The organism is Xanthobacter pollutisoli, assembly GCF_040044995.1.
GTDB lineage: Bacteria > Pseudomonadota > Alphaproteobacteria > Rhizobiales > Xanthobacteraceae > Xanthobacter.
This window is the reverse complement of the sequence record NZ_JBDZDP010000003.1, coordinates 104,687-128,079: the sequence shown is the minus strand read 5'-3', so window position 1 is coordinate 128,079 and position 23,393 is coordinate 104,687. Positions and strand designations below refer to the sequence as shown.

Sequence of the window (23,393 nt, the reverse complement as noted above, 5' to 3'; positions counted from 1 at the left end):
CCTCTTCAGGCTTCGAGATGACGGCGGGGGACGAGCCGGGTGGCAAGGCCGCCGATGGGGCCGAACATCACCGCCCCGGCATAGGCAAGGCCGGCGACGAGAATGATGGAGGGACCGGACGGCGTGCCGAGATGGTAGGACACCAGCAGCCCGGCCACGCCCGAGGCGAAGGCAATGGCGGTCGCCAGCCCCACGAGTGAGGTGAGGTCGCGCACGAAGAAGCGCGCCGTGGCCGCCGGCAGCATCATAAGCCCCACCGCGAGCAGCGTGCCGAGGGCGTGGAAGCCGCCGACGAGGTTCAGCACCACCAGCGAGACGAAGGCGATATGGCTGACCCCGCCGCTGCGGCTGACGGAGGCGAGGAAGGTCGGGTCGACGCATTCCAGCACCAGGGGCCGCCAGACGATGGCGAGGGTGACGAGGGTCACCGTGGTGATGCCGGCGATGAGGATCAGGGTCGCGTCGTCGATGCCCAGCACGGTGCCGAACAGCACGTGCAGCAGGTCCACGTTGGAGCCGCGCAGCGAGACGATGAGCACGCCGAGCGCCAGCGAGATGAGATAGAAGGCGGCGAGCGAGGCGTCTTCCTTCATGCCGGTCGCCCGCGCCACCACGCCGGCGCCCACCGCCACCAGCAGACCGGCGGCGAGGCCGCCCGCGGTCATGGCGTAGAGGTTGAGCCCGGCGAACAGGAAGCCGATGGCCGCGCCGGGCAGGATGGCGTGGGCCATGGCATCACCCGTCAGCGACATGCGCCGCAGCATCAGGAAGGCGCCCACCGGTCCCGCCCCGAGCGACAGCGCCAGCACGCCGGCCAGTGCCCGCCGCATGAATTCGAACTCCGAGAACGGAGCGATGACGAGGTCGTATGGGTTCATCGGGGTCTCGTGCGCCTGCGTGCCGGGCGCCAACTGGGTGGATGCCTGCGCTGGCGTTTGGCCGGGTCCGGTCCGGCGGGGGTTGGATCGCCGGACCGGCTTGGAGGCGCCCAAAAAGGGTGCCCGGCCAAGCGCAAGCGCAGGAAGCTGAAGCCGGCACGGTCACCGGCCGGGGTCAATGGGTTCAGGCCGCGTCGGAACAGGCGGCGGCGTCGTCTTTCCAGGCCTCGCCCATGCGGCGCGCCTTCAAGAGGTTGTCGGGTCCGAGCGCATCCGCCGTAGGGCCCCACGCCACGGCGGTGCGGGCGAGCAGCAGTGTCTCGGGGAAGGTGGCGCGGACCAGGTCGAAGTCGTGCAGCACCGCCACTACCGTGCGCTTCTCGCCATGCCAGCGGCGCACGAGGTCGACCAGGTCCGCCACGGTCTTGGCGTCGAGGGCGGTGAAGGGTTCGTCCAGCAGGATGACGCGGGCGTCCTGAAGCAGCAGGCGGGCGAACAGGGTGCGCTGCATCTGGCCACCGGAGAGCGTGCCGATGGGGCGCGCTTCGAACCCTTCGAGGCCCACGGCGGCGATGGCATCGGCAATGCGGCCGCGGTCGGCGCGGCCGATGCCGCCGAACAGGCCGGCGCGCCGCCACAAGCCCATGGCCACCATGTCGTAGACCGTGATGGGAAAGCTGCGGTCAATCTCGGCGCCCTGCGGCAGATAGGCGATGTCGCGCGGCGCAACCCCATGGCGCTCGATGGCCCCGCCAAGGGGCGGCAGGGCGCCGCTGATGCCCTTGAGGAGGGTGGACTTGCCCGCGCCATTGGCGCCGCAGATGGCCAGCAGCGCGCCTTCTTGCACCTCGCCGGAGAGATGGTGCACCGCCGGATGGCGCTCATAGCCCAGGGTGAGATTGCGGAACGAGATTTGCGCTGTCATGCGCTACTCCCGAGCACCAGCACCACGACCGCCCACATCACCGCGAGGCATCCCCCCGCCAGCGCCAGCCGCCCGGCGAGAGAGAGCCGCAGCACCGAGGGGGCGATGCGGGCAACCAGCCTCGGGCGTGCGGACGCGGGACGGTGGACATGAGCGGGATGGGAGGAGGCGGCGTGGGAATGAGCCGAATGGTCGTGCGCGATGCCATGATCGGGCGCGTGATCGAGGTCGCGCCCATGCCCCGTCTGCCCCGCCGATGCGGGGGCATCAGGGCTCGCCGAACCCTCGACAGGGCGCGGTGCGCCGGCGGGGATCAGCGGGGTCGAGGAAACCGAGGACAGCGACATGGACCTGCGCAAAGCAGTTGAGATGAGGTTTTGATACTATGTATCATTCACTCTGTCCAGCCACCTCTTGCTCAGTGCATTCCCCGCTCTCCGCGGGACTTTCCAATCCCGCTGTCCCCGCTGCGCCGCTTCACGCCGAGGCGGGCGTCGCCATGAAGGCCCGGAAGCCGCCGAAGCTCGTGATGTCCTGCGCGCCGGCCAGAGCACCCGCTTCGGCCAGGAAGCCGGTGACGCGGGACCCGTCGGCCAGCTCCACCTGTCCGAGGCCCAGGGGCGCGGGAATGGTGGCCATCAGTCGGCCGACCCCCTCGAATGGCAGGGACCAGATCTCGCCCTCCACCGCCGCGCCATCGGTGGTCACCCGCACCACGCCCGGCCGGGGCACCCCGCCGGGCAATAGCTTCATGCGGTAGGTTGGGGCGGTGCGCGCCGTCCGCACGAAGCGACCGCCGAGCGCGCACAGGTCGGGGTTGAGCGCCATGCCCGAGAGGTGGGCGCCGAACACGCAGACGTCGAGCCGGTCCGGATCGGGGTTGGGCGGAAGCGGCGGCAGCGCGGGGGCCGGGTTGTGGCCCGCGCCCAGCGGCAGGTCGCCGGCCGCCACGAAGGCGCGGCCGAGGGCTGCCATCTGCGCATCCCGACCGGCAGGGGCAAGCAGCGTGACGCCATAGGGCACGCCGCTGGATGAGATGGCGGCGGGCACGGCGATGCCGCACAGGTCCATCAGGTTGACGAAATTGGTGTAGGTGCCATTGCGCGAATTGAGCCGGACGGGATCGGCCAGCACCTCCTCCACCGAATAGGCCGATGGCGCGGTCGGCAGCAGCAGCGCATCGATGCCGGCGAGGGTGGGAGCGACCTTCGCCCGCAGCTCCTTTAGCCTGTAGGTGGCGCGGAACGCATCCGCCGCGCTCGCTGTGCCGCCGGGCTCGGTGATGGCCCGCGTCACGGGATGCACCGCCTCGGGGTCGGTGGTCAGAAGCTTCTCCGCCACGATCCACCGCTCGGCGACCCAGGGCCCTTCATAGAGCAGCCGGGCGCATTCGGCGAAGGGGGCAAAGTCGATCTCTTTGAGGACCGCGCCGAGGCTGGCGAAGCGCTCCAGCGCATCGGTATAGGTTTTGGCGGCATCGGCGTCGCCGAAGAATTCGCGCTGATGGGCGGGAAGGATCCCCAGAACCGGCGCGGGCGGCGCGGCGCCGAGCGGCGCGAGCGGCATGTCGCGGGAGTAGGCATCCTCGGGATCGAAGCCGGCGATCACGCCCAGCACCGTCATGGCGTCGTCCACGGTGAGGGCGAAAACCGAGATGCAGTCCAGGGTGCGGCAGGCCGGCACCAGTCCGGTGTTGGGCACGAGGCCGAGGGACGGCTTCAGCCCGACGATGTTGTTGAGCATGGCCGGCACGCGGCCCGACCCGGCAGTGTCGGTGCCGAGCGAGACCGGCAAAATGCCGGCGGCCACCGCCACCGCGGAGCCGGAGGATGATCCCCCGGGTACCAGCTTCGGATTGAACGCATTGCGCGGAATGCCATAAGGCGAGCGGACGCCGACGAGTCCGGTGGCGAACTGGTCCAGATTGGTCTTGCCGATGATGAGCGCGCCCGCCGCCTTCAGCCGCGTCACCACGGTCGCGTCCCTGTCCGGCACATAAGCGAAGGCGGGACAGGCAGCGGTGGTCGGGAGACCGGCAACGTCGATATTGTCCTTTACCGCCACCGGAATGCCGTAGAGGGGCAAGCCTTTATCTCCGCGCGCCTCCAGCGCCTCCGCCTCCGCGATCACGTCCGCCGCCGCGCGCAGCGTGATGAACATGGCCGGGTCGTCGTGGAGGGCGAGCCGGGCGTAGACGCCCCTCACCGTTTCGACGACGGTGCGGCTGCCGGACCTGTGGGTTTCGAGGAGGCTGGCGACGGTCTGCATGGTCAACCCTGTTACGGCGCACGAAGCGCGGTCGGGGAACGACTAGCAGGAAGTGCGCCACGTGTATGCAATTTTCAATTAATCAATCTTAATCATGATGTTATGTAAAATTGATAGGGCCCGCGACGACGCTTCGCGCACCGTCGCAGGCCCTATTATCGCGCGTCAACGCCTAGATATTAGGCAAATTCGATTACCGCGACTCGCTTCCCGGCGAGGGCGTCACCCCGGGAGGGGCGTCGGGAGCCCGGGTCAGGGGCGGCGGGTTGCCACTTGGCGTCGTGATGTTCTCCGGCGCCGTCTCGCTTGGTTCCGGCCCGCCGCGATTGGAGAAGGTGTTCGCCGCGAAAAGCGCAAGCACGAGAACGAATCCCGCGGCGATAAGCATGCCCTGCCGGCGCATGGGGGTCTCCTTCGGTCATGGATGCATATGTCCACAACGCCGGCGCTCCCACCCAGGTTTCCGAAACGGCATTCAGTCGCGAAACACCACCGTTCGCGAGCCATTCAGCAGCACCCGGTCCTGAAGGTGCCAGGAGATCGCCCGCGCCAGCACCCGGCGCTCGATGTCGCGGCCCTTGCGGACGAGATCGTCGGGCGAATCCTGGTGGGAGATGCGCTCCACGTCCTGCTCGATGATCGGCCCCTCGTCGAGGTCGGAGGTGACGTAATGGGCGGTGGCGCCGATCAGCTTCACGCCGCGCGCGTGGGCCTGATGGTAGGGCTTGGCGCCCTTGAAGCCCGGCAGGAAGGAATGGTGGATGTTGATGCACCGCCCCGACAGCTTGGCGGACAGACCGTCGGAGAGCACCTGCATGTAGCGGGCGAGGACCGCGAGTTCCGAGCCGGACGACTGGAACACCTCCCAGATCTGCGTCTCCTGTTCCAGCTTGGTGGCCTTGGAGACCGGCAGGTAGTGAAACGGGATGCCGTCGAAATCGAGATGGGCATAGGTCTCCTTCGGGTGGTTGGAGACGATGCCTGCGATGTCCATGGGGATCTCGCCGATGCGCCAGCGATAGAGCAGGTCCGCCAGGCAATGATCGAACTTCGAGACCAGGAGCATCACCCGCCGCTTCTCCGCCACGGGTCGCAGAGTGAAGGCGAGGGAGAAGGCCTGGGCAACGCCGGTGAAGCCGTCGCGGATCTCCGCAAGGCCAGCCTCTCCCTCCACCACGTTGAACACCACCCGCATGAAGAAGCGGCCGGTCTCGGTATCGTCGAACTGCTGGGCCTCGAGGATGTTGCAGCCCTTCTCGAACAGGAAGGTCGAGACGGCGGCGACGATGCCGGGACGATTGGGGCAGGAGAAGGCGAGAACGAAGGGTTCGTTGGGGCTCGTCATGATGCGTCCTTGCGCAGGGGCGCCGCGCCGATGCCGCGGGCGCGCGCCCTGAATTGAATTTCGGATGGGAGAGGAGGCGCGCGCCGCGCTGCCGTCAACCTCGGCCGGTGCCGGAGAGGGCGAAGCCGAATTCCGCCGCGCTGGCGCCGAGCCAGCGCAGGAAGGCCGGGGCGAAGCTGTTGCCGACGACGAAACGGAAGGTGGGCGCCGCGTCCCGCTGCCAGAAGGTCACGCCCACGTGGGAGACGATGGTGGTCGCCGCGTCGGACGTCTGGAAGGCGGCAGGATCGAGATCCACCGTCACGCCCTTCATCAGCGCCTCGCGCGCCCTGGCGCCGGAAATGTCGAGGACGAGGTTGGCGTCGCTTTGGTCGGTGACGGCGGCAAGGCCCGCCGACAGCCCCTCCAGCCGCGCCCGCAGCTCCCGGCCGCTCAAGCCTTCGGCGAAGATCAGCCAGCGGCCGGGACCCGTGCCGACAGCCTCCAGCCCGGCGCCGCTGCTCGCTCTGGGCGCATCGGCCAGCGGCAGGCCGGCGGCGGCGCAGGCCGCGCGCAGCGCGGCCGTCTGCCCCCGGCGTGCGACGAGGGTGGCGGCGGCAAGCCCCGTCACCGCCTGCGCGCGAACGCCGGCGGCGCCTTCGAGGCCGTAATCTCCCTCCGGCAGGAGGCGGGCCGGCGAATGGGCGTGGAAGAGGTCAGACACGCTGCTTCTCCCCTTCGGGATCGACGAAATGGGGAGAGCACACTTCCACCTCCACGTCACCGCCGCGCACCGGGTCATAGGCGCGCACTTTCTCCCCGATGCGCTCCGGCCCGCGTTTCAGCAGGCCGAGGCCGATGGAGTGGCCCAGCGTGGGGGAGAAGGCGACGGAGGTCATATAGCCCTCGTCATTCTCGGTGGTCGCCTCCGCGCCGGGGGCGAGGAAATGCGCGCCCGCGCGCAGCCGCTGGGTTCTGTCCACCGGCCTGAAGCCCACGAATGTCGGCCGGTCGGGGTCGAGGAAGGCGGGCCGTCCCGCCATCACCCGGCCGATATAGTCCTTCTTGGTCGAGGCCATGCGCCCGAGGCCGAGGTCGCGGGCGGAGGTCTGGCCGGACAATTCGCTGCCGGAGACGTGGCCCTTCTCGATGCGCATCACGCCCAGCGCTTCGGTGCCATAGGGCGTGATGCCGTATAGCGCGCCGGCCTCCATGATCGCCCGCATCAGCGCCTCTCCCTTTCGGGCCGGCACCGCGATCTCGTAACCGAGCTCGCCCGAGAAGGAGAGGCGGAAGATGCGTGCCTCGACGCCGCCCATGACAGTGGTTTCGACGGCGCCCATGAAGGGCAGGCCGGCATTGGAAACGTCCGTCCCGTCCACCAGCTTCGAAAGCACCTCTCGGGCGCGGGGGCCGGAGACGGCGATCTGCGCCCATTGCTCGGAGACGGACGCAAGGCACACGTCCAGCTCCGGCCACAGCACCTGAAGGCAGAATTCAAGATGCTGGAACACCTTGGCGGCGTTGGCGGTGGTCGTGGTCATCACATAGTGGCCGTCGGCGAGGCGGGCGGTGGTGCCGTCGTCCATGACGAGCCCGTCCTCGCGCAGCATCACGCCGTAGCGCGCCTTGCCCACGGGGAGGGTGGAGAAGGTGTTGATGTAGACACGGTCGAGGAAGAGACCGGCGTCCGGTCCCTGCAGGTCGATCTTGCCGAAGGTGGAGACGTCGATCACGCCCACGCCCTCGCGGGTCGCCTTCACCTCGCGGTTCACCGCAGCCTGCCAGTCCTCGCCGGCCCTGGGAAACCACGCCGCGCGCAGCCACAGGCCGGTTTCCACGAAGACCGCGCCCTGCTCCTCGGCCCACGCATGGGTCGGCGTCGGGCGGGTGGGCTTGAAGTCCACGCCGCGATGGTGGCCGGCGAGCACGCCCAGCGCCACCGGCGTGTAGGGCGGGCGGAACACCGTGGTCCCGGTCTCGGCGATGCCCTTGCCGGTCAGTTCCGCCATGATGGCGAGGCCCGCCATGTTGGAGGTCTTGCCCTGGTCGGTGGCCATGCCCAGCGTGGTGTAGCGCTTCAAAAGCTCCACCGCCCGGAAGCCTTCCCTATGGGCCAGCGCCACGTCCTTGGCGGTCACGTCGTTCTGCTGGTCGACGAAGGCGGGACCGGGCGCCTTCACGTGCCAGAATGCCGTGCGGCCGTCCGGCGCGTCGGACGTCTTCGGGGCCGGCGCGAGGCTGGCGGAAAAACCCGCGGCCTGCGCCGCCTCGGTGCCCAGCGCAGTCCCGTCGGCGACGCATTCGCCAAGCGTGAGGTGCCCGGCCGCAGCGCCCGCGGCTGCCATGCCGGGGGGCAGTGTGCCGGGCACGAAGGCGGCGATCTCTTCCCGCCAGACCGGCCGGCCGCCGAGGTGGCAGGTGAGGTTGAGATTGGGCGTCGCCCCGCCGGACACGCCCAGCGCCTCCACCGAGAGGGCACGCGTGCCCATGGGCGTGCGCACGGTGACCGCAGAGAGGCACTTGCCAGCGGTGGCGACGATTTCGCCTTCCGGGATGACTTCGACGCCGAGCGCCTGCGCCCGCGTCACGAGGGCCGGCGCGATGGCCGGGCGCACGTCCACGATGGCGGCCAAATGCAGGCCGGCCGCGGCGGCGTCGAGCACGGCGGTCACGGCATGGTCATTGGTGGTGAATGCCGCCGCCCGCGCCCCGGCGGCGACGCCGTAGCGCGTGGCGTAGGTGGCGAGCGCCAGCGCTGACATCACCCCCGGCCGGTCGTTGCCGGGGAAGACGATGGGCCGGTCGAACGCGCCCGCGGCGAGCACGGACCGCTTGGCCACGATGCGCCACAGCCGCTGGCGCGGCTGGAACGGCGCCGGCTCGGCGAGGTGGTCGCTCACCTTCTCGACGGCGCCGAATTCGCCGCCGTCATAGGCGCCGAACACGGTGGTGCGCGGCATGAGGCGCGCGTTGGGCAGGCTCGCGAGCTCGGCGAGGGCATGCGTCACGAAATCCGCCGCGCTGCCGCCGTCGATCTCTGCCTTTTCGGACAGGAGCCGCCCGCCGAGGCGGAAATCCTCCTCGCACAGCACCACCCGCGCGCCCGTCCGCCCGGCGGCGAGGGCGGCGGTGAGGCCGGCGGCGCCCGAGCCGATGACCAGCACGTCGCAGAAGAGGGTCGCCTTCTCGTACGCGTCCGGGTCCGGCGCATCGGCGGCGCGGCCGAGGCCGGCGGCGCGGCGGATCAGGGGCTCGTAGACCTTCTCCCAGAAGGCGGCCGGCCACATGAAGGTCTTGTAGTAGAAGCCGGCGCCGAGGACGGGGGCGGCGAGCCGGTTGAGGCTCAGCACGTCAAAGTCCAGCGACGGCCAGCGGTTCTGACTGGTGGCTTCCAGCGCGTCGAACAGCTCCACCGTGGTGGCGCGGGTGTTGGGCTCGCGCCGGGCGCCGGTGCGCAGTTCCACCAGCGCGTTGGGCTCCTCCGACCCGGCGGTGACGATGCCGCGCGGCCGGTGATATTTGAAGGAGCGGCCCACCAGCCGCACCCCGTTGGCGAGCAGCGCAGAAGCCAGCGTGTCGCCGGGATGGCCGGCGTAGCTTTTGCCGTCGAAGGTGAAGGCGAGTGTGCGGCTGCGGTCGATGAGGCCGCCTGCGGAAAGCCTCGTCATTCGGCGGCCTCCGTGCGGGAGAAGCGCACGGCTGTGATGGCATGGGTGCGGGTGTCGCGCGTCACGGTGAGCCAGCGGCGGCAGCCCGCGGCGTGGTACCACAGCTCGTCCATCACGCCGGCGATGTTGTCGCGCTCGTAGACGTAGACGTGGAAGGTCTCGGGCGCCTCGGGGCCGGCGGGGTCCGGCCGGCTGGGCGCGGCATCACCCAGATAGGCGAATTCATGGGACGACCTCGCGCCGCAATAGGGACAGGTGATGCGCATGGGTCAGGTCCGGATGCGACGAAGGGAGTGCCCGGCATCGCGCCCGGCGGAGAGATGGGTGCTCCGGTCAAACCGGAGCACAACGGTGGGACGGGGGTGGACCACCGAGGCGGGGAGAGGGGGCGGGTGGACGGCGGAAGGGCCACGCCTCTCCCCGTCCCGTCGCCCTCCGGCTTGACCGGAGGGCCCATAGGCCGACTGGGCACCGCGCCTGGCGCAGAGATGGGTGCTCCGGTCGAGCCGGAGCACGACGGCGGAAGTTAGGGCGCGGAGCGCAACACCGCTCCGGCTCCGCCGTCGCTGGTCCGGGGCGCGGAAGGAGAACAGCCTGCCCATCAGTGCAGGTTCGGCTGGGCGCCGACTCCCTTCTCGTCGATCACATGGCCCGAGCGGAAGCGGTCGAGCCGGAAGGCGGCGTTGAAGCGGTGCGCCTCGTTCCGCGCCATGGTCCAGGCAAAGCACCAGCCGGAGGCGGGCGTCGCCTTGAACCCCCCGTAGTTCCAGCCGGTGTTGAGATAGAGGCCGGGCAGGGGCCCGACGTCGATGATGGGCGAGCCGTCCATGGACATGTCCACCAGCCCGCCCCACGACCTCAGCATCCGCAGGCGGCCGATGAGGGGCATGATGGCCATGCCACCCTCGGCCACGTCCTCCACCACCGGTAGGTTGCCGCGCTGGGCGTAGGAATTGTAGCCGTCGATGTCGCCGCCGAAGACGAGGCCGCCCTTGTCCGACTGGCTCACGTAGAAATGCCCCATGCCGAAGGTGATGACCCCCGGCACCAGCGGCTTCAGACCCTCCGAGACGAAGGCTTGCAGCACATGGCTCTCGATGGGCAGGCGCAGCCCCAAGTGCCGGGCGAGGCGCGATGTGGAGCCGGCCACGGCCAGCCCCACCTTTCCGGCGCGGATCGGCCCGCGCGTGGTTTCCACCCCCACCACCGCGTCGCCGTCGCGGATGAAGCCCGTGACCTCGCAATTCTGCACGATGTCCACGCCCAGTCGGTCGGCGGCGCGGGCATAGCCCCACACCACGGCATCATGGCGCGCGGTGCCGGCGCGGGCCTGCATCAGGCCGCCCTTGATGGGAAAGCGGGAATTGTCGAAATCGAGGAAGGGGCAGAGTGCCTTCACCTGGTCGCGGTCCAGCAGTTCGGAATCAGCCCCGGCGAGGCGCATGGCGTTGCCGCGCCGGGCGTAGGCGTCGCGCTGGGCGTCCGAATGGTAGAGGTTGAGGATGCCGCGCTGGGAGACCATGGCGTTGTAGTTGAGGTCCTGCTCCAGGCCCTCCCACAATTTCATGGACCATTCGTAGAACGGCTCGTTGCCCGGCAGCAGGTAGTTGGAGCGGATGATGGTGGTGTTGCGCCCGGCATTGCCGGAGCCGATGTGGCCCTTCTCCAGCACCGCCACGTTGCGGATGCCGTGCTCCTTGGCGAGGTAATAGGCCGTTGCAAGGCCGTGCCCGCCGCCGCCGACGATGATGACATCGTAGGCCGGCTTCGGCGCTGCGTCCCGCCAGGCGGGGGTCCAGCCGCGCTGGCCGTTCAGCGCGTTGGCGATCAGGCTGAGCACGGAATAGCGCGACATCAAACCCCCGGACGGAACGCGGCTGGACCCTTCCCTAAAATGAATAGCCCCGCTCCAAACCACAGGTAATATAAATCCTGCTTATGGTATTGCCTGCCGGAGGGGGCCCGAAGGTGCGGGAGCTTCTGCCGTTTGATCTGAAGACGCTGGAGATCTTCCTCGCGGTCTGCGAGGCCGGTGCCATGGCCGGCGCCGCCCGCCGGCTCGGCCTCACCCAGCCCGCCGTCTCGCAGGCCGTCGCCGAGCTGGAGGCCCGCATGGGCGTCGCCCTGTTCGACCGCAGCGTGCGCCCGCTCGGCCTCACCGCGGCAGGCGGCGTGCTGCGGCAGAAGGCGAGTGCGCTCCTCTCCGAGGCGCGGCAGATCGTTCCGGCGCTGAAGGAGACCGAGCACGGCCGCCTGCCGCTGATCCGCGCCGGGCTGGTGGATTCCCTTTCCCGCGCGCTGGCGGCGCCGCTGGCCGGGCGGCTCGCCGCGCTGGCCGAGGAGGTGTCGCTGCTGGCCGGTCTCACCGCCGCCCATGCCAGCGCGCTGCTGTCCCGCCAGCTCGACCTGCTGGTGGGGGTGGACGAGCTCGCCGACATCGAGGGGCTGGAGCGTTTCGATCTGTTCAGCGAACCCTATGTGCTCCTGCTGCCCGCCGGCACGCCCGCGCCGGCGCGGGTGGAGGACATGGCGCGGCTGGCGGAGCGGCTGCCTCTGGTGCGCTTTTCCGCCCGCTCGAAGACCGGCATCGAGGTGGAGCGGCATCTGCGGCGGCTGAAGCTGGATCTGCCCCGGCGCATCGAGTTCGACACGCCCCACGGCGTCGCTGCAACCGTGGCGGCCGGGGAGGGCTTCGCGGTGACGACGCCCCTGTGCATCTTCGAGGCCGGCGTGGATCTGGCGCGGCTCGATTGCCGCCCGCTGCCGGGTCCCGCCTTCCACCGCAGCCTTACGCTCATCAGCCGGCGGCAGGAACTCGGCCGCCTGCCGCGCGACGTCGCCGCCTTCTGCCGGGAAGAGCTGGAGCGGGCGATCGTGCCGCAGCTTCACGTCATCGCTCCCTGGCTCGCCGCGGCGCCGGCGCAAGAAGGCTGACGTGTCAGCCGGCCCCGACCAAGCGAGGGTCGGGAGCTGACGCGCGCCGGCACGGTAACCATTTCGTTAAGGCTCACTGGGCGGCGGAGGAGTTTGTTGATACCACTCCCTTCATCTTCGGCACGTCGGGAAAAGGGGCTGCGGCGACATGAGACTTCTTCATCTTCTTCTGGCGGGCGTGGTGCTTGCGGGCTCGGCCTCCGCGGCCGGGGCGCAGACCATGAGCTATGCCCAGGCCGGCGCGCTGCTCGCCAAGAGCTGTGGGCCGGACATCGGCCGCTTCTGCTCGAACGTCAATCTCGGCGGCGGCGCGCTGGTCGGCTGCATGAACCAGAAGCTGTCGCAGGTGAGCGAGGCCTGCAAGCGCGACTACGCCATCGCCACCGCCTCCATCGCGAAGCGCGACGCGGCGCAGGATTCCATCGCCGAGGTGTGCTCCGCCGATACGGCGCGGCTGTGCCCCGGCATGATCCCCCAGGACGGTAACCTGCTGTCGTGCCTGCTCCAGGCCACCAAGGTGGTCAGCGCGGCCTGCAACCAGGCCATCACCGACGCCGGCTATCGCTGATCCGCGCGCCCACCACACAACGAAGGACGGTTTCCATGACCTCGCCTCTGGTCCGCCTCGCATTGGCGGCCGCGCTCACCCTCGCCGCCGGGTCCGCCTCCGCGCAGACCGCACTCTCCGACAACCAGATCCTGAGCGGCCTCCAGGGCCTCACCGACAAGGCGCCCACCATCACCGCCCAGCAGTTGCGGGACATGGTCCAGCGCCACATGGCCGAGAACCCGGGCGAGGCGCTCAACCGCACCTCGCTGGCGCTCCACCTCGACAAGCTTCCGCAGATCAACGTGCAGATCCAGTTCCGCCTGAACTCGGCGATCATCGAGCCATCGTCCTACCGGACCATCGGCGCCATCGCGGATGCCATGCACAATCCCATCCTGCACGGCTACAAGTTCATCGTCACCGGCAACACCGACGTCACCGGCCCGCGCGAGCGCAACCTCCAGCTCAGCCAGCAACGCGCCGACGCGGTGGTGAACGCCCTCGTCACCGTGTTCAACGTCAATCCCACCCGGCTCGATGCGGTGGGCCTCGGCGAAGAAGTGCTGCTGGATCCCAAGCGGCCCACCGACCCGGTCAACCGGCGGGTTCAGATCTTCACCGTCGGACGCGTTCAGCCGGGCTCCGCGGCGCGCTGAGCTGCCCTTCGCCCGACACGAGACAGACGAAGGCGCCGCCCCGGCCGGGACGGCGCCTTCTTCGTTTGGCCGTGGGAGGCGGACATCCGCCGGCAATTGATCGCGTGCGGACCTCCATTATCCTGCGCCCGTCGCCTGCGGGACGACGGGGAGGAAGAACATGCTCAATCGACGTGGATTTGTGTCCTGCGCCATCTGCACCGCCGTGGGCTTTGCCGCCACCGAGGCCATGGGCCAGGCGGCGCCCGCCGCCGCGCCCCAGGGGGTGTCGCGCAAGGTGCTGTCGAAGACCGATCTGACCGGCACGAACTACGTCACCGTGCTCATGGAGGTGGAGTTCGACGCCGGCTTCAAGGTGGCGCGCCACACCCATCCCGGCATCGAGAGCGGCTTCCTCATGTCGGGCGGCGGCGTGCTCTCGGTGAAGGGCCAGCCGGACCGCACCCTCGGCGCCAACGAAGGCTTCCAGATTCCCGTGGAGGTGCCCCACGCCTTCCAGGTGGGCGGGGAGAAGACCCGCCTCGCTATCACCTACGTGGTGGACAAGGACAAGCCGCTGGCCTCGCCCGCGCCCGAGTGAGCGGCAGGGGCACGCCCCGCGGGCTGCGGAAACGGAACCGGCCCCGCAGGGGCTGCGGAGCCGGTCTTTTTCCTCGCGCGGCGGCCGATCAGATGTCCAGGGTGTTGTCCTTTTCCCACTGGGTCAGGTGGCGGGAATAGGCGTTCCACTCTTCCGTCTTCAGCTTGAGATAGCCGTCCACCAGCGGCGCGCCGAGGCGCTCGCGCAGCACCTTCGACTTGTCGAGGGCGCGTAGGGCGTCGAGCAGGTTGAGGGGCAGGCGCTTGGCGCCCTTCACCTTGTGGCCGTCGGTGTACATGTTGATGTCGAGCCGCTTGCCCGGATCGCGCGCGCTGGCGATGCCGTCGAGCCCCGCCGCCGCGACGGCGGCCTGGAGCAGGTAGGGATTGGCGGCGCCGTCAGCGAGGCGGAATTCAAAGCGCCCGGCGTCCGGGATGCGGATCATGTGGGTGCGGTTGTTGCCCGTGTAGGTCACGGTGTTGGGCGACCAGGTGGCACCCGAGAGGGTGCGCGGGGCGTTGATGCGCTTGTAGGAATTCACCGTGGGATTGGTGAGCGCGCACAGCGCCTCGGCATTGTGGATCAGCCCGCCGATGAAATTGTAGCCGAGCTTCGAGACGCCGAGCTCGCCCTTGGGATCGGCAAAGGCATTCTTGCCCTTGGCCCACAGCGACACATGGGCGTGGCAGCCCGAGCCGGTGAGGTTGATGAAGGGCTTCGGCATGAAGGTGGCGCGCAGCCCATGCATCTCGGCGATGGACTTCACCATGTATTTGAAGAAGACGTGCCGGTCCGCCGTGACGAGGGCGTTGTCGTAGTTCCAGTTCATCTCGAACTGGCCGTTGGCGTCCTCATGGTCGTTCTGGTACGCGCCCCAGCCGAGTTTCAGCATGGCGTCGCAGATGTCCTTGATGACATCGAAACGGCGCATGAGAGCGGACTGGTCGTAGCAGGGCTTCTCGGCGGTGTCGGAGGCGTCCGAGATGGACTTGCCGTCGGGCGTGATGAGGAAGTATTCGCACTCGACGCCGGTCTTCATCTCGTAGCCGGCCGCCGCCGCCGCCGCGAGCTGGCGCTTGAGCACCGTGCGCGGCGCCTGCTCCACTTCCTTGCCGTCCATGTAGAGATCGGCGGCGAGCCAGCCGATCTCCGGCTTCCACGGCAGCTGGATGAGGCTCGTCGGATCCGGCACGGCGAACAGGTCCGGGTCGGCGGGGGTCATGTCCAGCCAGGTGGCGAATCCGGCGAAGCCCGCGCCCTCCTTCTGCATGGCACCGATGGCGGCGGCGGGCACCAGCTTGGCCCTCAGGCCGCCGAACAGGTCCACGTAGGAGATGAGGAAATAGCTGATGCCACGGTCCTTCGCGACCTTGGCGAGGTCGGTCTTCGCGGCGGCGGAAGCGCGGCCTTCGGCCTCGCGGAGCGGAGTGCGGAAGCGGTCCATGCGAAATCCCCGGAAAATGGAAGGTGGTGTTCTTGAAAAAGCCGCGCCGGTCGAGCGGCGCGGCTTGAAGCCTTCGGGTCAGTATCCGCCGATCTTGCCGGGAATCCACGAGGTGCCGGCCAGCGGCACGCCGGCCATGGCGGCGGCCTCCACGGTCAGCGCCACGAGATCCTCGGGCTCCAGATTGTGCAGGTGGCTCTTGCCGCAGGCGCGGGCGATGGTCTGCGCCTCCAGCGTCATCACCGAGAGATAGTTGGCGAGGCGCCGGCCGGCCTTCACCGGATCGAGTCGAGCGGCGAGCACCGGATCCTGGGTGGTGATGCCGGCGGGGTCGAGGCCCTCGTGCCAGTCGTCATAGGCGCCGGCTGTGGTGCCGAGCTTCTGGTATTCGTCCTCCCACTGGGGATCGTTGTCGCCCAGCGCCACCAAGGCCGCCGTACCGATGGCCACCGCATCGGCGCCCAGCGCCAGCGCCTTGGCTACGTCCGCGCCCGAGCGGATGCCGCCGGAGACGATGAGCTGCACCTGCCGGTGCATCCCCAGATCCTGCAGCGCCTGCACGGCCGGGCGGATGGCGGCGAGGATCGGGATGCCCACATGCTCGATGAACACGTCCTGCGTCGCCGCGGTGCCGCCCTGCATGCCGTCGAGCACCACCACGTCGGCGCCGGCCTTCACCGCCAGCGCCACGTCGTAATAGGGCCGCGAGGCGCCGACCTTCACATAGATGGGCTTCTCCCAGTCGGTGATCTCGCGCAGCTCCTCGATCTTGATCTCGAGATCATCCGGGCCGGTCCAGTCGGGATGGCGGCAGGCCGAGCGCTGGTCGATGCCCTTCGGCAGGGTGCGCATGGCGGCCACGCGGTCGGAGATCTTCTGGCCCAGCAGCATGCCGCCGCCGCCGGGCTTGGCGCCCTGGCCGATGACGATCTCGATGGCGTCGGCCTTGCGCAGGTCCACCGGGTTCATGCCGTAGCGCGACGGCAGATACTGGTAGACGAGGGTTTGGGACTGGCCGCGCTCTTCCGCCGTCATGCCGCCGTCGCCGGTGGTGGTGGAGGTGCCGACCAGCGACGCGCCGCGCCCCAGCGCCTCTTTCGCCTGCGCCGAAAGGGCGCCGAAGCTCATGCCGGCGATGGTGACGGGGGTCTTCAGGGTGATCGGCTTCTTGGCGAAGCGGGTGCCCAGCGTGACCTCGGTGCCGCACTTCTCGCGATAGCCCTCCAGCGGGTAGCGCGACATGGAGGCGCCGAGGAAGAGCAGGTCGTCGAAATGCGGCAGCTTGCGCTTGGTGCCGCCGCCGCGGATGTCATAGATGCCGGTGGCCGCCGCCCGGCGGATCTCCGCCAGCGTCGCCGGATCGAAGGTCGAGGAGAAGCGCGGCGGGGTGCGCGGCACGTTGTTGTGGGCGGTCATGGGTCCTCACCCGGCACGGCAGGGATTGCGAACGGTGAACTCCCTCTCCCGGCGACCGTCCCCCTCACCGTGAGGCAGAGGGGTCGGGGGAAGGGGCAAAGTGGCAAAAGGGTCTTCAGCACCGGGGCGGAGACCGCCCCGCACCAGCTCAATACGCGTCCACATTGTCCACGTGGAAATTATAGAGCTTGCGGGCGGAGCCGTAGCGCCTGAACTCGCCGACATCCACCGCGCCTTCGAGCCCGGCGGCCTTCAGCTTCTGCGCCAGCAGCGCCTTGTGCTCGTCCCGCATCTCCTTCTCGATGCAGTCCGCGCCGAGGCTCTTCACCGCGCCGCGCACGAAGAGCTTCGCCTCGTAGAGGCTGTCGCCCAGCGCCTCGCCGGCATCGCCCAGCACGACGAGCGCGCCGGCCTGCCCCATGAAGGCGCTCATGTGGCCCACCGAGCCCTTCACCACGATGTCCACGCCCTTCATGGAGATGCCGCAGCGGGCGGCCGCGTTGCCGTCCACCACCAGCAGCCCGCCATGGGCGGTGGCGCCGGCCGACTGGCTGGCATCGCCGCGCACATGGACGAACCCGCTCATCATGTTCTCGGCGACGCCTTGCCCCGCATTGCCGTGGATGATGACGGAGGCCTCCGCATTCATGCCGGCGCAGTAATAGCCGACGTTGCCCTCGATCTCGACGGTGAGGGGGGCGGCGAGGCCCACTGCGACGGCGTGACGGCCGTTGGGATTGAGCACCCGCCAGCGGCGGGCGTTATTGCCCTCGGCGCTCGCCGCGTGCAGCGCCGCATTGAGGTCGCGCAGGGGCGTGGCGGCGAGGTCGAAGGTGATGTCCGGGGCCATGGCGTTCACTTAAGCGCGCTCCCAGAAGTAGACGGTGGCGGGCTCGGGCTCGAATACCTTGGCGGTGGAGATGCCGGGCAGGTCAACCAGAGCCCGGTACTCCGAGCCGAAGGCGACATACTGGTCGGTCTCGGCCATCACAGCCGGCTTGCAGGCGATGGGATCACGCAGCACGCCGAAGCCGTTCTCCGTGCCGACGACGAAGGTGAAGAAGCCGTCGAGATCCTTGAGCCCCGCCTCCAGCGCCTCGCCCAGAGACGCGCCCTGCCGCATGCGCCAGGTGAGATAGCCGGCGGCCACCTCGCTGTCGTTATCGGTCTCGATGGCGATGCCCTCGCGCTTCAGCGTGCGGCGCAGGGCATTGTGATTGGAGAGCGAGCCGTTGTGCACGAGGCACTGGTCGGCCCCGGTGGAGAAGGGATGGGCGCCGGCGGTGGTCACCGCGCTCTCGGTGGCCATGCGGGTGTGGCCGATGCCATGGGTGCCGCGCATGGTGGCGAGGCCGAAGGTCTCGGCCACGGACGAGGGCAGGCCAACTTCCTTGAAGATCTCCATGCGGCTGCCGGTGCCCACCACCGCCACCTCGGGATGGCGCGCCGCAAGGAAGGCGCGCACCGCGCCCTCGCGCTCGGGCGCGACCTCGATCACGCCATGGGTGCCCCGCACCGAGACGGCGGGCAGGCCGCCGGCGGGCACCGACAGGCCGGCGGCGAGGCCGGCGAAATCATAGCCCGGCGCGGCGCGCAAAGAGAGCTTCACCTTGTCCTTGTCGCCCGCGCCATAGACCGCGAAGCCCGCGCTGTCGGGCCCGCGATCGGTCATGACGCAGAGCATGGAGGCGAGCAGGGAGCCGAGCTCGGCCTCGAGCTTCTGGTCCTTCAGGAAGAGTCCGACGATGCCGCACATGGCCCTGTCACAATCTGGGAGTCGGGCCGCCACAACGGCCGTGCCGCAAGGAGTACGACGGTTGACGACGAGCGTCAATCAACTGGGAATATAATTTTCCCATCAGGAAACTCGTCGAGCGTCGGGGAGGAGCGTCGCCTCAGGTGCGGTCCCGGCCGTAGACGATGATGGAGAGGTAGGTCATGGGCGTCTTCAGCAGGTCCTCGGGGCCGTGGGCGGCACCGGAATCGAACATCAGCGCATCGCCCGGACGCAGGTGATAGGTGCGGTCGGCGTGGCGGTAGAGCACCTCACCGGAGAGCATGTACAGGAACTCGACGCCGGCATGGCGGAACCCCGTGTAGGGCGCGGCCTCTTCAGACAGGGTGATGAGATAGGGCTCCACCACGATGTCGCCGCCGAGCCCGTGGCCCAGAAGTTCATACTGGTGGCCGACCTTGGTGCCCCGCCGCTCGATGATGACGCCCTGGTGCGCCCGCACGAAGGAGCAGTCGCGTCGCTCCTCGAAGGCGGAGAACAGGGTGGTGAGCGGCACGTTGAGCGCCTTGGAAATGGCCTGCAGTGTGGCGAGGGAGGGCGAGATCTGCCCGTTCTCGATCTTGGAGAGCATGCCCACGGAGATGCCGGCCGCGCCGGCGAGATCCGACACGGTGAGATCCAGCTGGCGGCGGATGGAGCGCACCTGCACGCCGAGCGCCTCCTCCAGCGTCACAGCCGCGGCTGCGGGCGCGCCGGAGCCGGTGCTGTATTCGCTGAGCTCATGCACGTCCGCCGTGCCGCTCTTCGCCTTGCGCTCGGCCACTCGACTCCCCATTCCGCAATCCCCCAGACCAAAATCCCGCCCAATCCAATATCGTTCGACCCAATGCGCCGCCCGCGCAATCTGCGAGCGATGCCGGCGCTGTTCCCGCCGGGCTACCCCGCCGGGCATCTCGTGCCCGGTGACGCAGGCGGGTGCATCCCGCTTTGCCGCCCGGCCCGATCCCGGCCTGTCCCTGAGCCGGGGAACCCCCCAACCAGTCTGTCCGCCCGCCGCGACGATCCCGAAGTCCGCCGACCGGAGCCGCCCCGTTGTGGTCGAAACTGCTCACCGGCATCGATGAAGCGGAAAGATCGCTCATTGTGCCAGCTTCCGACCGGGAAAGCACCGCCGTTGACCTGCGTCGGCACCGCGCGGGGCGTGCGGCCGGAGCGGGCCCGACGGTGCGCGCGCCCGTCCGCATCCCGGGACCCCCGCGCCGCTTGTCCACAGCCGCCCCTGGACACCCCGCCGGTGCTGAGGGGGCTATGGACACGACGCGACTTCCTCTCTATACACACGCCGCTCCGCAGGCGCTCCGCGCCCCGGACGCCCAGGTAGCTCAGTTGGTAGAGCATGCGACTGAAAATCGCAGTGTCGGTGGTTCGATTCCGCCCCTGGGCACCATTTCTCCCTGAAAATCGAGACCTGCAGACCGGCTCCTGAATCAGCGCGGGCGTCGCCGACGTCATGGCGCGGGTCGTCGCCAGCGGTTCACCAGCCAGAGTGCTGCCCATGATCCCAGGAGCGCGATGGCCATCTGGCCGGCGAGGGCGATGGACATGAGGGGGCCGCCGGCTTCGGCGAGGGACGACGACCCGTCCATGAACGGCAGGAGCAGCGGCACCATCGCCGCGCCGCCGAGGGGGGCGATCAGAATGGCGCCGAGGATGGCGACGACGATGTTCACGATCCAGCCGAGCACCCCGCGGCCGCGCGTCCAGGCCTCGTGGATGGCGATAGCGAGCGCGCCGAGGAGCACGGCCAGCGCGATCACCATGGGGCCGCCGACGCTCGCCAGCGGAATGGCGCCGGTCCATTGCAGGAGCAGGATGCCGGCGACGGCAATCAGCACGATATAAGGCATGGGCTTCGTTCCGGGCGCACCGATCAGGTCATCAGCAAGCTGCTGCTGGGCAATGAAATGCCACTTGCGCCAGCTCCCGTCACTTCACTTTCCCTAGGGGCGCCGGGCGGTGACGAGTGGGCTTTTCGGTGTGCGTCCGGGGTTCCGGCGTAAGTGGCCCCTTCGCGCATGCCTCTACTTCAGCAAAGCCTTGCCGATGAAGACATAGCCGACGCCGCGGGCGGACTGTACCGGCAGGGGGAGGCCGCATTCGCGTTCCACCTTGCGGCGCAGGCGGAACACCAGGATGTCGAGGCTGCGAGCGCTGAGGTCCGACGGGCCGGCGCGGGAGGAGACGAGCTCGACGCGCGAGGCAGGCTCGCCGGGCGTGCGCATCAGCGGTTCCAGCAGGTGCCGCTCCGCGGCGGAGAGGATCATGCTGCCGCCCGCCGGCCCGGTCAGGGTCCAGCGCCGGGAATCAAGGATCCAGGAGCCGGGCTCCGCGGCAGGGGTGTCGCCCGCGGCCGCGGGCTCGCGCAGGCGGCGGAAGAGGTTACGGATGACCATCTCCAGCTCCAGCGGCTCCGCCGGCTTCACGAGATAATGGTCGGCGCCGCAGGCGAGGCCCTGCAGGCGATCATTGCGCATGGCGCGGCCGGTGAGCATGATGAGGCCGGTGCGCGGCATCTCGCGCACCTGTGCTGCCGCCTCGAAACCGCTGGCCCCCGGCAGGTTGATGTCCATGACGACGATGTCCGGGGTGTGGTGGGCGAGCTCCTCCGCCAGCGTCTGGGCGCTTGGGATGATGCGCACCAGGAAGCCGGCATCGGCGAGGCAGCCTTGCAGGCTGTCGCTCAGGTCGTGGTCGTCTTCCACCAGCAGAACGCGGATGCTCATTGCGCCGCCTCCTGCGCGAGGCGAGGGGGCACGGCCGCCGGCGGCTGGGTGGCGGGGAGCCACACGGAGAAGGTGCTTCCTGCGCCGCGGGCGCTTTCCAGCGTGATCCGGCCATGGTGCAGGTTCACCACCTGCTTCACGATATGCAGGCCGACTCCGGCTCCCGGCCGCCCGCTCCCGGTCGGCGAGCGGTAGTAGCGCTCGAATATGGCGGACTGCTCGTCAAGCGGGATGCCCGCCCCCGTATCCGTAACGCTGAGGGTCATGCCCTCGGTCTGCGCCCGCACCTCCACCTGCACCGGGCCGTCGGCGTGCTTCAGCGCGTTGCCGACGAGATTTTCCACCACGGTGCGCAGCAGCACCGCATCGCCCTCGACCCGCCCATGGACAAGGCCGGTGCACGTGATGGCGCGATCGGCCTCGGCGCCGAGCTCACGGCAGACGTCGGCCGCTAGCGCCGGAAGATCCACCGGTGCCAGCTCCATCCGCATGGCCACCTTGGTGATCCACTCCTCGGCGAGGAAAGTGTCGATGAGGCTGGAGAGGCGGGTGACCGCCCGCACGATCTTGCCGGCCTCGCGCTGGAAGCGCTCGCTCATGTCCACGGCGCCGCGCTCGATATTGGCGATGGCGGCGCGCACGATGGCGAGCGGCGTGCGGAACTCGTGGCTCACCATCACCAGGAAGTTGCGCTGTTCGCGCAGGGCCACGTGGAGCGCCGCCTCGGCCTTCTCGCGCGCGGCGATCTCGGCGGTGAGCGCCGCCGTGCGCTGGGCGACGGCGGCCTCCAGCTCCGCCGCATTCTGCCGCGAGGCGGCGAGCAGCCGGCCCTGCAGGTCGCGCCGTTCCCGTGCCCCGGCGCGCAGCGTGGAGGCGATGCCGGCGAAGATGGCCACCATGTAGAGGAGGCCGATGGACTGATGCCCCCATTCCATGAAGCGGGTGAGCGGCGCAAAGCCCAGGGCGACGAGGGCGAACCAGAAGGTGGCGAGGCTGTAGCTGGTAAAGCCCACGAAATACCAGATGGAGGCGGCGTCCCCGCGCCGCAGCCGGAGCGCAGCGATGACGGGGAAGAAGAGGGCCAGCACCAGCACCCCGGCCATCAGGAACGGCGCCACCGCGCCGTAGAAGCCGGCGGCGCTGGCAAGGCTTCCCGCCCCGGCGGCGACGCCGTAGGCGGTGAGGCCCTTTCGCACCAGCGGCAGGCGGCCGTCCGGGCAGAAGATCGAGCGGATCATGAACGCGCCGGTCATCATGCTCAGGCAGCCGATAAACCCCTGGAGGCGGAGCACCGTCGTCGGCGACCATGACGAGAGGAGCAGCAGCAGGAAGCCGGAATTGGCGAGGAAGACGAGGGCGGTGGTGCCCACATAGGCGCCGTACCAGGCAAACGGCGGATTGCGCAGCCACGCACCGAACAGCAGCGCCCCGATGGCGCTGATGCCCGCAGCGCCGACGGCAAGCGAAACCATCAAGACGTTGAGCGTGAGGTGCTGGACGAAGGCGGGGAGGCGCCAGAGTTCCGGCTTGGCGCTGAGCGAGCGGCTGCCCGAGAGCCGCAGCAGGATCACCTGCGGCGTATCCTGTGCGAGGTCGAGACGGAAGACCGAGGTGTGGGTGATGAGATCACGCCCGGCGAGGGGCGCGAGGGTGCCGGCGACCTTGCTGACGAGGCCGCCCCCGGAACCCGCCTCCCCATCAGGCCCGAAGAACTCGATGCGGTCCGTGTAGGGCGCGTTCATGGCGAGATACCAGGTGCCGCCCGCGCCCGGCCCTGCGGAGAGGGTGAGGCGCAGCCACCAGGCCCCCTTCGCCGAATAGCCCGCGTTGAAGTTGCCCGGAATCGGCTGGAAGCGCGCGCCGGCGGCCAGCGCCTCCTGCGCGGTGAGGGTCCCCGTCTCGTCGCGCAGCACCGAGAGATGGCCGGCCACGGGGATGCCGAAGGTGTCGTTCTCCAGCCGGAGGGCATCGGCCTTGCCGACTGCGCAGGCCATCAGGGCACAGGCGAGTGCCGCGAGGATCAGCCGGAACAGCCGCGCGGACGCCCGCGCCCACCGGGCCGGCGTTGCTGACGCAAGGGCGATAGGGACGGCAGCCGGCACGGGGCGCATCCACTTCGGGGCAGAATCGACCGGTACTTTGGTAAGTCAATGCGCAAATGTCCATTGCGACGCGCGTCGCGAGCGCGAATGCGGGCGACGGACAGGCCGGGGATTTCGCGTCATCGCG

The 23,393-nt window shown here is 69.4% G+C and carries 21 protein-coding genes and 1 tRNA gene; 5 read left to right on the top strand and 17 right to left on the bottom strand.

What is annotated here, in order from left to right:
• Nucleotides 1-5: 5 nt before the first annotated feature.
• From ABLE93_RS09345 to ABLE93_RS09305, 9 genes are all read right to left on the bottom strand, one after another.
• Entirely contained in the window at nt 6-878 is an 873-nt protein-coding gene (locus tag ABLE93_RS09345; RefSeq protein ID WP_348839521.1) for a metal ABC transporter permease, read from the bottom strand.
• Between the two features lie 184 nt (nt 879-1,062).
• The gene (gene aztA, locus ABLE93_RS09340; RefSeq protein ID WP_348839520.1) at nt 1,063-1,803 is read right to left on the bottom strand and encodes a zinc ABC transporter ATP-binding protein AztA; all 741 of its coding nucleotides are present in this window, start codon (nt 1,801-1,803) and stop codon (nt 1,063-1,065) included.
• Nucleotides 1,800-2,150 carry a hypothetical protein gene (locus ABLE93_RS09335; RefSeq protein ID WP_348839519.1) on the bottom strand — a complete coding sequence of 117 codons (351 nt, stop codon included), beginning with the start codon at nt 2,148-2,150 and terminating at the stop codon, nt 1,800-1,802. The genes aztA and ABLE93_RS09335 overlap by 4 nt, the downstream gene beginning before the upstream one ends.
• Before the next feature lie 130 nt (nt 2,151-2,280).
• A complete protein-coding gene (gene atzF, locus ABLE93_RS09330; RefSeq protein ID WP_348839518.1) occupies nt 2,281-4,071 on the bottom strand; it encodes an allophanate hydrolase in 1,791 nt (596 codons plus the stop codon).
• A 475-nt stretch (nt 4,072-4,546) separates the two neighbouring features.
• Nucleotides 4,547-5,416 carry a formyltetrahydrofolate deformylase gene (gene purU, locus ABLE93_RS09325; RefSeq protein ID WP_348839517.1) on the bottom strand — a complete coding sequence of 290 codons (870 nt, stop codon included), beginning with the start codon at nt 5,414-5,416 and terminating at the stop codon, nt 4,547-4,549.
• A 94-nt stretch (nt 5,417-5,510) separates the two neighbouring features.
• Nucleotides 5,511-6,119 (bottom strand): sarcosine oxidase subunit gamma, encoded by a 609-nt coding sequence (locus ABLE93_RS09320; RefSeq protein ID WP_348839516.1) that lies wholly within the window; start codon nt 6,117-6,119, stop codon nt 5,511-5,513.
• Nucleotides 6,112-9,066 carry a sarcosine oxidase subunit alpha family protein gene (locus ABLE93_RS09315; RefSeq protein ID WP_348839515.1) on the bottom strand — a complete coding sequence of 985 codons (2,955 nt, stop codon included), beginning with the start codon at nt 9,064-9,066 and terminating at the stop codon, nt 6,112-6,114. Before ABLE93_RS09315 ends, ABLE93_RS09320 begins: the two co-directional genes overlap by 8 nt.
• Nucleotides 9,063-9,332, bottom strand: coding sequence for a sarcosine oxidase subunit delta (locus ABLE93_RS09310; RefSeq protein WP_348839514.1), 270 nt, complete (start codon nt 9,330-9,332; stop codon nt 9,063-9,065). The genes ABLE93_RS09315 and ABLE93_RS09310 overlap by 4 nt, the downstream gene beginning before the upstream one ends.
• A 335-nt stretch (nt 9,333-9,667) precedes the next feature.
• A complete protein-coding gene (locus tag ABLE93_RS09305) occupies nt 9,668-10,921 on the bottom strand; it encodes a sarcosine oxidase subunit beta family protein (RefSeq protein ID WP_348839513.1) in 1,254 nt (417 codons plus the stop codon).
• An 83-nt stretch (nt 10,922-11,004) separates the two neighbouring features.
• On the opposite strand from ABLE93_RS09305, the gene ABLE93_RS09300 reads away from it, so the two are divergent.
• The 4 genes from ABLE93_RS09300 (at nt 11,005) to ABLE93_RS09285 (ending at nt 13,786) form a co-directional block, all read left to right on the top strand.
• Complete coding sequence (locus tag ABLE93_RS09300) at nt 11,005-12,000, top strand: LysR family transcriptional regulator (protein ID WP_348839512.1); 996 nt, start codon at nt 11,005-11,007, stop codon at nt 11,998-12,000.
• A gap of 148 nt (nt 12,001-12,148) precedes the next feature.
• Nucleotides 12,149-12,568 (top strand): hypothetical protein, encoded by a 420-nt coding sequence (locus ABLE93_RS09295; RefSeq protein WP_348839511.1) that lies wholly within the window; start codon nt 12,149-12,151, stop codon nt 12,566-12,568.
• A gap of 35 nt (nt 12,569-12,603) precedes the next feature.
• The gene (locus ABLE93_RS09290; RefSeq protein WP_348839510.1) at nt 12,604-13,206 is read left to right on the top strand and encodes an OmpA family protein; all 603 of its coding nucleotides are present in this window, start codon (nt 12,604-12,606) and stop codon (nt 13,204-13,206) included.
• 160 nt (nt 13,207-13,366) lie between these two features.
• Nucleotides 13,367-13,786, top strand: coding sequence for a cupin domain-containing protein (locus ABLE93_RS09285; RefSeq protein WP_348839509.1), 420 nt, complete (start codon nt 13,367-13,369; stop codon nt 13,784-13,786).
• A gap of 88 nt (nt 13,787-13,874) precedes the next feature.
• Here ABLE93_RS09285 and glnT read toward each other — a convergent pair whose 3' ends face one another.
• The 5 genes from glnT to ABLE93_RS09260 all read right to left on the bottom strand — a co-directional run bounded on the left by glnT (nt 13,875) and on the right by ABLE93_RS09260 (nt 19,216).
• Nucleotides 13,875-15,230 (bottom strand): type III glutamate--ammonia ligase, encoded by a 1,356-nt coding sequence (gene glnT, locus ABLE93_RS09280; protein WP_348839508.1) that lies wholly within the window; start codon nt 15,228-15,230, stop codon nt 13,875-13,877.
• Between the two features lie 78 nt (nt 15,231-15,308).
• Nucleotides 15,309-16,646, bottom strand: a complete 1,338-nt coding sequence (locus ABLE93_RS09275) for an FMN-binding glutamate synthase family protein (RefSeq protein WP_348839507.1) — start codon at nt 16,644-16,646, stop codon at nt 15,309-15,311.
• A gap of 148 nt (nt 16,647-16,794) precedes the next feature.
• Nucleotides 16,795-17,496, bottom strand: a complete 702-nt coding sequence (locus tag ABLE93_RS09270) for a protein glxC (protein ID WP_348839793.1) — start codon at nt 17,494-17,496, stop codon at nt 16,795-16,797.
• Between the two features lie 9 nt (nt 17,497-17,505).
• A complete protein-coding gene (locus ABLE93_RS09265; RefSeq protein WP_348839506.1) occupies nt 17,506-18,402 on the bottom strand; it encodes a class II glutamine amidotransferase in 897 nt (298 codons plus the stop codon).
• Nucleotides 18,403-18,541: 139 nt separating this feature from the next.
• Nucleotides 18,542-19,216: a helix-turn-helix domain-containing protein gene (locus tag ABLE93_RS09260; RefSeq protein ID WP_348839505.1), complete on the bottom strand. Its 675-nt coding sequence runs from the start codon at nt 19,214-19,216 to the stop codon at nt 18,542-18,544.
• A 536-nt stretch (nt 19,217-19,752) separates the two neighbouring features.
• Between ABLE93_RS09260 and ABLE93_RS09255 the strand changes: the two genes are divergently transcribed.
• Nucleotides 19,753-19,828: transfer RNA gene (locus ABLE93_RS09255), tRNA-Phe, on the top strand.
• A gap of 61 nt (nt 19,829-19,889) precedes the next feature.
• Here the strand turns inward: ABLE93_RS09255 and ABLE93_RS09250 are convergent.
• The 3 genes from ABLE93_RS09250 to ABLE93_RS09240 all read right to left on the bottom strand — a co-directional run bounded on the left by ABLE93_RS09250 (nt 19,890) and on the right by ABLE93_RS09240 (nt 23,266).
• Complete coding sequence (locus tag ABLE93_RS09250) at nt 19,890-20,288, bottom strand: hypothetical protein (protein WP_348839504.1); 399 nt, start codon at nt 20,286-20,288, stop codon at nt 19,890-19,892.
• A 174-nt stretch (nt 20,289-20,462) separates the two neighbouring features.
• Complete coding sequence (locus tag ABLE93_RS09245; protein WP_348839503.1) at nt 20,463-21,164, bottom strand: response regulator transcription factor; 702 nt, start codon at nt 21,162-21,164, stop codon at nt 20,463-20,465.
• The gene (locus ABLE93_RS09240; protein ID WP_348839502.1) at nt 21,161-23,266 is read right to left on the bottom strand and encodes an ATP-binding protein; all 2,106 of its coding nucleotides are present in this window, start codon (nt 23,264-23,266) and stop codon (nt 21,161-21,163) included. Before ABLE93_RS09240 ends, ABLE93_RS09245 begins: the two co-directional genes overlap by 4 nt.
• Nucleotides 23,267-23,393 lie beyond the last annotated feature (127 nt).

What these genes read in the sequence shown, in the direction of transcription:
- ABLE93_RS09260 (WP_348839505.1), bottom strand. Translation starts at nt 19,216, where the DNA reads ATGGGGAGTCGAGTGGCCGAGCGCAAGGCGAAGAGCGGCACGGCGGAC.
- ABLE93_RS09270 (WP_348839793.1), bottom strand. Translation starts at nt 17,496, where the DNA reads ATGGCCCCGGACATCACCTTCGACCTCGCCGCCACGCCCCTGCGCGAC.
- ABLE93_RS09285 (WP_348839509.1), top strand. Translation starts at nt 13,367, where the DNA reads ATGCTCAATCGACGTGGATTTGTGTCCTGCGCCATCTGCACCGCCGTG.
- ABLE93_RS09250 (WP_348839504.1), bottom strand. Translation starts at nt 20,288, where the DNA reads ATGCCTTATATCGTGCTGATTGCCGTCGCCGGCATCCTGCTCCTGCAA.
- atzF (WP_348839518.1), bottom strand. Translation starts at nt 4,071, where the DNA reads ATGCAGACCGTCGCCAGCCTCCTCGAAACCCACAGGTCCGGCAGCCGC.
- aztA (WP_348839520.1), bottom strand. Translation starts at nt 1,803, where the DNA reads ATGACAGCGCAAATCTCGTTCCGCAATCTCACCCTGGGCTATGAGCGC.
- ABLE93_RS09265 (WP_348839506.1), bottom strand. Translation starts at nt 18,402, where the DNA reads ATGTGCGGCATCGTCGGACTCTTCCTGAAGGACCAGAAGCTCGAGGCC.
- ABLE93_RS09290 (WP_348839510.1), top strand. Translation starts at nt 12,604, where the DNA reads ATGACCTCGCCTCTGGTCCGCCTCGCATTGGCGGCCGCGCTCACCCTC.
- purU (WP_348839517.1), bottom strand. Translation starts at nt 5,416, where the DNA reads ATGACGAGCCCCAACGAACCCTTCGTTCTCGCCTTCTCCTGCCCCAAT.
- ABLE93_RS09315 (WP_348839515.1), bottom strand. Translation starts at nt 9,066, where the DNA reads ATGACGAGGCTTTCCGCAGGCGGCCTCATCGACCGCAGCCGCACACTC.
- ABLE93_RS09305 (WP_348839513.1), bottom strand. Translation starts at nt 10,921, where the DNA reads ATGTCGCGCTATTCCGTGCTCAGCCTGATCGCCAACGCGCTGAACGGC.
- ABLE93_RS09245 (WP_348839503.1), bottom strand. Translation starts at nt 21,164, where the DNA reads ATGAGCATCCGCGTTCTGCTGGTGGAAGACGACCACGACCTGAGCGAC.
- ABLE93_RS09275 (WP_348839507.1), bottom strand. Translation starts at nt 16,646, where the DNA reads ATGACCGCCCACAACAACGTGCCGCGCACCCCGCCGCGCTTCTCCTCG.
- ABLE93_RS09335 (WP_348839519.1), bottom strand. Translation starts at nt 2,150, where the DNA reads ATGTCGCTGTCCTCGGTTTCCTCGACCCCGCTGATCCCCGCCGGCGCA.
- ABLE93_RS09310 (WP_348839514.1), bottom strand. Translation starts at nt 9,332, where the DNA reads ATGCGCATCACCTGTCCCTATTGCGGCGCGAGGTCGTCCCATGAATTC.
- ABLE93_RS09300 (WP_348839512.1), top strand. Translation starts at nt 11,005, where the DNA reads ATGGTATTGCCTGCCGGAGGGGGCCCGAAGGTGCGGGAGCTTCTGCCG.
- ABLE93_RS09345 (WP_348839521.1), bottom strand. Translation starts at nt 878, where the DNA reads ATGAACCCATACGACCTCGTCATCGCTCCGTTCTCGGAGTTCGAATTC.
- ABLE93_RS09295 (WP_348839511.1), top strand. Translation starts at nt 12,149, where the DNA reads ATGAGACTTCTTCATCTTCTTCTGGCGGGCGTGGTGCTTGCGGGCTCG.
- glnT (WP_348839508.1), bottom strand. Translation starts at nt 15,230, where the DNA reads ATGGACCGCTTCCGCACTCCGCTCCGCGAGGCCGAAGGCCGCGCTTCC.